The following is a 235-nucleotide window of genomic DNA, read 5'->3' as shown; positions in this document are numbered from 1 at the left end:
CAGCTAAAACAAATTGCATTACACCATCTTGAAAAACGGGTTGTAAAAATAATAACGTCACTTCATCATGAAATTTCGAAGTCCCTGACCCAATTTCTAAAGTAATAGGATCAATAAATGGTCCAAATAAAAGTGGATTGCCTGTTTGCCAAACTGTACTTACTGCCTTTTCATATACTCTTGTATTTTTATAACTTGTCCCAATATGTTTCGGAAAACTTGATGCAACTACTTC

At 33.6% G+C, this 235-nt stretch carries 1 protein-coding gene; it reads right to left on the bottom strand.

The annotated features are described in order from the left end of the window. Positions 1–235 (bottom strand): hypothetical protein (locus R2R70_RS23220; RefSeq protein ID WP_410979380.1); only part of this gene is annotated, 235 nt, incomplete at both ends.

Source organism: Cobetia sp. SIMBA_158, assembly GCF_046566945.1.
Classification (GTDB): Bacteria; Pseudomonadota; Gammaproteobacteria; order Pseudomonadales; family Halomonadaceae; genus Cobetia; species Cobetia amphilecti.
This window is presented reverse-complemented; position numbering and strand designations above follow the sequence as displayed.